The following is a 7,093-nucleotide window of genomic DNA, read 5'->3' on the forward strand; positions in this document are numbered from 1 at the left end:
CTGGTCAATTACCTAATTTTCAGAGAAAAAGTACCTGAATTTTCCCCCCCTCACTCCCAGAACTGGCACTTTTTGAGGGGAAAAAAGTCCAAAAGTCTTATCCAACAAGGTTTTTAGATTTATTCAGCAAACCCTAATTAAAAAAAGGAGTCAAAGACTTGACTCCTTTAGTTATATGGATGATTTAGCTAAAACTAAACTTCTTGTTTACGAGTGCTAAGATCACCCAATTTTTGGAATAAACCGAATTCCACTTGTTCTTCCAGATCGGGATCTACCCCGGCGAATACGTCGCGGTAGATAGTACGAGAACCGTGCCAGATGTGACCGAAGAAGAATAGTAAAGCAAAGACAGCATGACCGAAAGTAAACCAACCTCTCGGAGAAGTGCGGAATACCCCGTCAGACTTCAGGGTTTCGGTGTCAAACTCGAAAGCTTCACCGAGTTGCGCTCTACGGGCAAATTTCTTCACATCAGCAGGATCGCTGAAGACCTGACCATCGAGAGCGCCACCGTAGAAAGAAACGGTGACACCACTTTGTTCGATACTCAGTTTCGATTCCGCACGACGGAAGGGAATATCAGCGCGAACGATACCTTCCGAGTCAGTCAGGACAACGGGGAAGGTTTCAAAGAAGTTAGGCATCCGACGCACGCTGAGGACGCGACCTTCGCCATCTTTGAACACGGGGTGTCCTAACCAAGATTTAGCGATACCGTCACCGCTATCCATGGCACCAGTACGGAATAAACCACCTTTAGCGGGGCTATTACCGACATAATCATAGAAAGCCAGTTTTTCAGGGATTGCTTGGTAAGCTTCGGCGATGGTGGCTCCGTTGGCGATGCTGGCCTCGACGCGACGCTCAATTTCTTCTTGGAAATAGCCCTTATCCCATTGGTAACGGGTCGGGCCAAAGAGTTCGATCGGGGTGGTAGCATTACCGTACCACATGGTTCCGGCCACGACGAAAGCGGCAAAGAAAACGGCGGCGATACTGCTAGAAAGCACCGTTTCGATATTACCCATTCTCAGGGCTTTATAGAGTCTTTCGGGGGGACGAACGGTTAAATGGAATAAACCGGCGATAATCCCGACGATACCCGCAGCAATGTGGTGAGCTACCACACCCCCGGGGTTAAAGGGGTTAAAACCAGCCGGTCCCCATTCGGGAGCTACGGGCTGCACATGACCGGTTAAACCGTAGGCATCGGAAACCCACATCCCAGGACCCCAAAGGCCTGTTTGATGGAAAGCACCGAAACCGAAGCAGAGTAAACCGGATAAGAACAGGTGAATACCGAACATTTTCGGCAAATCGAGCGCAGATTCGCCCGTGCGGGGATCGATAAATAATTCTAAATCCCAGAAAACCCAGTGCCAAACCGCCGCTAGGAATAGCAGACCGGATAAGACGATATGAGCGGCGGCAACGCCTTCAAAAGACCAGAAACCGGGGTCAACACCAGTTTCGCCGGTGACGCTCCAGCCACCCCATGAACCAGTGACACCTAAACGGGCCATGAAGGGCAGCACGAACATTCCTTGCCGCCACATCGGGTTTAATACGGGGTCACTGGGGTCGAAAATAGCAAGCTCATAGAGGGCCATGGAGCCAGCCCAACCCGCTACCAGTGCGGTGTGCATCAGGTGAACGGAAATTAAACGGCCCGGGTCGTTGAGAACGACTGTGTGTACTCGATACCAAGGTAGTCCCATTGACTACGCTCCTCCTATTGACAATTTAGTGTCCACTTAGACGCTTTTTATATTCAGGGTGAAAATATAAGCCCAACAATCTCGACTGTTAAGTGCAAGAGTTAGCCGACCTACATTATCCCTTGAAAAGTGTATCTATTCTAAAGAAGTGTAACTATTGTTAGAACAGATTTCAAGTCTTTGCGATCGGTCTTCCGCCAGAATAGTCCAAATAAGGAAGTGGGGTGTGAGGTGTGAGGTGTAGGGTGTGAGGTGTAGGGTGTGGGGTGTAGGGTGTAGGGTGTAGGGTGTAGGGTGTAGGGTGTAGGGTGTGGGCTGTGGGCTGTGGGGTGTAGGGTGTGGGGAGATGGGGAATTATGACTGATAACTGATAACTGATAACTGATAACTGATTACTTCCTCAGCACTTCTTCGGCATTTTGCAGGATTTCGAGGACTTGTTCGGCACTAATCAAGCGTTTTAGCACCACTTGCCCGATGGTGGGGACAGTATCGGCAATTTCTGCACTCTTGGGGGCAACTTCTACCATAATCACGGCTTCTTCCACCCTATAAAGCCATAAAACCTGTTCTCCCTCTAAAATACCGATATTTAATCGCTCTATCTGCGGTGGTCGTCGCCAACTACTCGCGTGATCCCACAAACCGCCAAATTCCCACACCCGTCCTATTGTCCAACCTGCCGTTAAGAAAAAATATTTCACTTTGTTACTCAATCTAGAATCAATCTCTAGCTTTCTGGCTTAATTAGTTTTCAGCCGTCAAATTTTATCAAAAAACTGCTAACGTCCCGTTAATTTCACCACCCCAATGCCCCCAAAGTATAAACCCAAGACCGCCCCTGCTAACAGGGATTGGGTGAGAGGATCTGTGGAAGGGGTTAAAATCGCGCCTAAAATCACTGCCCCTAAAACCACGAAACGCCACCCCGATAACATCGTTTGCGAGGAAATAATGCCTAAAAAGCTCAAAATCAATTGAATAACGGGAATTTGAAAGGCGATGCCGGTACTAAAAAGTAAAAGTAAGACAAATTCAAAATAGCGCTCGATCGACCAAGCTTGTTCGACCACTTCCGCCCCATAATTGACAAAAAAGTTTAAAGCGGCGGGAATCAGGGCAATATAGGCAAAAAATAAACCGGCAAAAAATAAGACACTCGATCCTAACACTACCGGGACAATTAAACGCCGTTCGCGACGGGTTAACCCCGGCAGCACAAAGAGGATAATTTGCAAGAGAATGACCGGACTAGCCACCAGTATGCCGCTATATCCAGCTACTTTTAGGGAGACGAAAAAAAATTCTCCCGGGGCCAACTGCAAAAATTTTACCCCTTGGGCGGGAACTTCCAGCACTTGTACTAGGGGTTTAACGAAGATAAAACATCCCACCGCACCCACAGCCACGGCAATTAAACTATAAAAAATCCGGCGCCGCAACTCCTCCAAGTGGTCAAATAAGGACATTTCCACTTCTCCGGGTAACTCATCGAGGAATTCAGGACTGTCTGGGGGTGGGGTTTTTACTTCTGTCGATGACATGGCTTTGGCTCGATCGTTCTCTACTCAAGCCTTTATCCTAGCATTGATAACCCTTAGCTATTAGCCGTCAGCTATCAGAATCATTCCAACATCGTCGGGTTTGCTCGGTGACAGGTTGCCAATCCAGAACTCAACCCACCAGAGCGGCATCGCACTTTAACCCACAACTTCAATAAATGTGCATGGTGCGTTCCCCAAAAATCGATCAGTGGAGCAGTGGGAGCCACATTAGGGAACGCACCCTACAGCAATAGCGATCGCACTTAACAAGCAATATAATCGTGAGTGGTTAATCAGTTTGAAGATGGTCGCCATTCTTTCTGATATGCTCTATTTCGCTCCACAAGAATTTTAATAGACTCATCGGGAAGGTTTAGCTCTCTTAATAAGCAAATTTGTAGAATCACAGTCAACGTATGAAAAAGTTGAAATAACTCCCTACCCCTTGCCGCCTGTTGTCGTTTTTCTTTATTATGATGCGTCAATGCATTCCGAGTTTCAGAAGCTCTCCTAGAAAATAATTCCCTATCTTTTACGCTTCCTATAAAATTATTTGGCAGCAAGGAGGACACTTTATTAATAATTTCTTTGAGTCTTGTCTCTAAAGTAAAGCTTGTTTGATTTTTTAGTTTTCCCTTTAAAGCATTTCTAAACTCATCACTAATTCCATTTTCTTGATTATCACTTTCACTTGGAAAATCGTTCAATACCTCTATAAATTTCTTGTAAAGTCCTTTTTTGTAAATCTTTTTATCTTGATATGAACCTTCATACTTTCTTGTATGATAAGCCTCCAAAGCTTGGATTATATTTAGAAATTTATAACCCAAGTAAAGGCTAGAGCTATACATTGTTGCCATTAACAAGTCAAAAACAGGTTCATATTCCTCCCTTTTATTAATCCATGCTTCAAAGAATGATCCCAAATTGTTTTCTACATCACTAAATAGAAATAGCATTTTATCGGGGGACAAGTTTATCTCAGAACTCTTCGTAGGATTCCATAAACCAAATATTATGATGACTTGAGTTTCCCGCGCCTCTTTTTCCAGTGTGAAATCTCCATTTGCTTGCTGTACAGGCTTTTCATGAATGACATCTGCTTTCCCAGTAACCTTAATTACTGAAGTTGCTTTTGTCATTGCAAAGCTTAACAAATCACTGAATCTTATCAATAAATTGACACAATCATCTATTGGTTGATTGCAGGGATTTTGTATGGTCAGATAAGTTTTTTGCTCAATATTTGCATTGTACGCGTTAGGGTAAAATGGATAAACACATACTGAAGAAAAGGTAATATATAAATCGAGACTGCCAATTTTCGCCAAATGAATACTCGATGGCGGCTGATAACTCATCCATATTTTGTTCTCTTCTTGAGATGCAAAAACCTGTATTCCAGATTTGCCAACCCATTTCTCTAGATGAGAATATTGAACAGAAATAGATTTCAATTTTATGTCCTGTTCATATTCAAAGTGAATTTTTCTAAAAACATACTCGACATTGAATGAAAGACTCGCTGTGAGTTTTGTCAATTCAAAGCTTTTAACTTGTCCAGAACACCTGTATAAGGTAATTTTTTCATTGTTATCAAGCAAACCGAGAATAATGATTTCCTCAGGCTTTATAAAGTCAAGTCGTACACCTGATGTTAGATTTGATTCCCCTTCAATGGAAGAAATCTTTACCTGACCTATCTCTTTAAGTTGTGAACTATAAAACGAACCAATTAATTCTAATGTTGCGCCACTCTCAGGCGAAAAGCTTAGTTTTCCTGGAACTACTACTTCTGGTTTGTTAGGAAGCCACCACTTCCCTAAGCTCACAAATTCTTCAAGCATCTGCGTTCAGTATGTATTTGGCTCGGCGCTGATTATACTATGAAATTTTCTCCAGAGCAATGTTTGCTCACAAGTAACCTTAAATTACACTTTACTAAAAACTTTCCGCCAGTCTAACCCTACATCCCAACAGCTTCGGCTCCGGTTACGCCCCTACCAAGGACTAAGCGGCATAACTACATATTATAGGTCAACTTTCTGTATAACACTCTCCAGAGTAACGATATGTAGAAATTTTCTGTATATCACCCCATTTAAGCGTGATCGCAAGAAGTTTTCCCCATATCACGTCCAAAAGCTTGTTAGCCAGATTAGCATATTGCCAAAAACCCTGTTTAACTAAATTTCTGACAATTCAGGCTCATTCTAGCGATGATTCCTATGTCTGACCGCACCCCTTGACAAAAATTTATAATTATTCGACCAATAGCGATCGCTATCGGGGGATAGTTGTTTTTTGTTACAGCATTGGGGAGAAGGAAGCGGGTTGTTCAAGTGGGATTGGGAGTTAATCATGGTACAAGGCAACAGGCTCCAAAAAAGAAGGTAGAAACTAAGCACATCAAAGCTTTTAACTTAACCAATTAGGTTTTAGATTCGGCCCTTGTGATCAGATGTGAGTTTTCAGTTCACCGATTACTGATGACTGTTTACTGAGCACGGAAAAAAGCTCTCGCTCCCTAATCACTTTAAAAAAATTTGCTATGATATAGGGACTTGTTTAGTATTTGGTAAAAATAACCATAAATGCCACCGTGTTCACAACTGTTCAACCCGCAAATCGATCGAGCTTACCTGATGACCTATTTACAGCAATTAAAGAGCTTAAACAGGAATTAAACGCCGTTATTCTGGCTCACTACTATCAAAATTCTGACATACAGGATATAGCTGATTATATTGGTGATTCTCTCGGTTTATCCCAACAGGCTGCCCGAACGCCAGCAGATGTGATCGTATTTGCGGGGGTTCACTTCATGGCAGAAACAGCTAAAATCTTAAACCCAGATAAGTTGGTATTGCTGCCAGATTTAGATGCAGGATGTTCTTTAGCTGATAGTTGTCATCCTGAAGATTTTGCTCGTTTTAAAGCCCAATATCCCGATAATATCGTGATTTCCTATATCAATTGCAGTGCAGAAATTAAGGCCATGAGTGATATTATCTGCACCAGTTCCAACGCAGTCAAAATAGTTAATCAAATCCCTGCCCATCAACCGATTATCTTCGCTCCCGATCGCAATTTAGGTCGTTACGTCAGTCAGCAAACTGGTAGAGATTTAGTTCTCTGGCAGGGTAGTTGTATTGTCCATGAAACTTTTTCCGAACGCAAGATAATAGAATTAAAAGTCGCCCATCCAGAAGCAAAAATTATCGCCCATCCTGAGTGTGAAGCATCGGTTTTACGCCATGCCGATTATATTGGTTCCACGACGGCACTATTAAATTATTCCCTGAAAAGTTCCGAAAAAACCTTTATTGTCGCCACAGAACCGGGGATTATTCACCAGATGCAAAAATCCGCCCCAGAGAAAGTATTTATCCCCGCACCAGCTTTAAATAACTGTGCTTGTAATGAGTGTCCCTACATGAGACTGAACACTCTCGAAAAATTGTATCTCTGTATGCGAGATAAAACTCCAGAAATTACTATTTCTGAAGATTTAAGAGTTAAGGCACTGTTGCCGATTCAAAGAATGTTAGAAATGTCTTAATCAGTTATCAGTTATCAGTTATCAGTTATCAGATGGCGCAATAATATTATTGTAGGGGCGAATTGCATTCGCCCTCTTTTAATAACTTCTGCTGCTCACCATAAGTGAGAGAAAGTCACCAATATCTGGACTTCCCCGTTGACAAAAGGCCATAACCGCTGCTGTAGAAGGGATTAAGAGAATTTCCAGCCCCCCGTTACTGGGTACAAATCAGAGAAACTCCCAATAAATCTAACGCTTTTTGTTGCAGTTGGGTCGGTCGAGTT

Annotated in this window: 5 protein-coding genes; 1 reads left to right on the top strand and 4 read right to left on the bottom strand. The window is 43.1% G+C overall.

Features of this window, described 5'->3' with window-relative positions; genetic code table 11:
* Nucleotides 1-194: 194 nt before the first annotated feature.
* The 4 genes from psbB to O9300_RS06710 all read right to left on the bottom strand — a co-directional run bounded on the left by psbB (nucleotide 195) and on the right by O9300_RS06710 (nucleotide 5,112).
* Nucleotides 195-1,721: a photosystem II chlorophyll-binding protein CP47 gene (gene psbB / locus O9300_RS06695; RefSeq protein WP_045362401.1), complete on the bottom strand. Its 1,527-nt coding sequence runs from the start codon at nucleotides 1,719-1,721 to the stop codon at nucleotides 195-197.
* Nucleotides 1,722-2,113: 392 nt separating this feature from the next.
* Complete coding sequence (locus tag O9300_RS06700; protein WP_287970796.1) at nucleotides 2,114-2,425, bottom strand: hypothetical protein; 312 nt, start codon at nucleotides 2,423-2,425, stop codon at nucleotides 2,114-2,116.
* A 78-nt stretch (nucleotides 2,426-2,503) separates the two neighbouring features.
* The gene (gene tatC, locus O9300_RS06705) at nucleotides 2,504-3,265 is read right to left on the bottom strand and encodes a twin-arginine translocase subunit TatC (RefSeq protein WP_002770330.1); all 762 of its coding nucleotides are present in this window, start codon (nucleotides 3,263-3,265) and stop codon (nucleotides 2,504-2,506) included.
* Nucleotides 3,266-3,558: 293 nt separating this feature from the next.
* Nucleotides 3,559-5,112 carry an ApeA N-terminal domain 1-containing protein gene (locus O9300_RS06710; protein ID WP_190357693.1) on the bottom strand — a complete coding sequence of 518 codons (1,554 nt, stop codon included), beginning with the start codon at nucleotides 5,110-5,112 and terminating at the stop codon, nucleotides 3,559-3,561.
* Between the two features lie 755 nt (nucleotides 5,113-5,867).
* Here O9300_RS06710 and nadA point away from each other — a divergent pair.
* A complete protein-coding gene (gene nadA, locus O9300_RS06715; RefSeq protein ID WP_190722664.1) occupies nucleotides 5,868-6,827 on the top strand; it encodes a quinolinate synthase NadA in 960 nt (319 codons plus the stop codon).
* Nucleotides 6,828-7,093: the final 266 nt, after the last annotated feature.

It is taken from the genome of Microcystis sp. LE19-195.1E, assembly GCF_027532095.1.
Lineage (GTDB): Bacteria > Cyanobacteriota > Cyanobacteriia > Cyanobacteriales > Microcystaceae > Microcystis > Microcystis aeruginosa.

Coding starts and splice junctions, on each gene's coding strand:
- O9300_RS06710 (WP_190357693.1), bottom strand. CDS start 5,112: ATGCTTGAAGAATTTGTGAGCTTAGGGAAGTGGTGGCTTCCTAACAAA.
- psbB (WP_045362401.1), bottom strand. CDS start 1,721: ATGGGACTACCTTGGTATCGAGTACACACAGTCGTTCTCAACGACCCG.
- tatC (WP_002770330.1), bottom strand. CDS start 3,265: ATGTCATCGACAGAAGTAAAAACCCCACCCCCAGACAGTCCTGAATTC.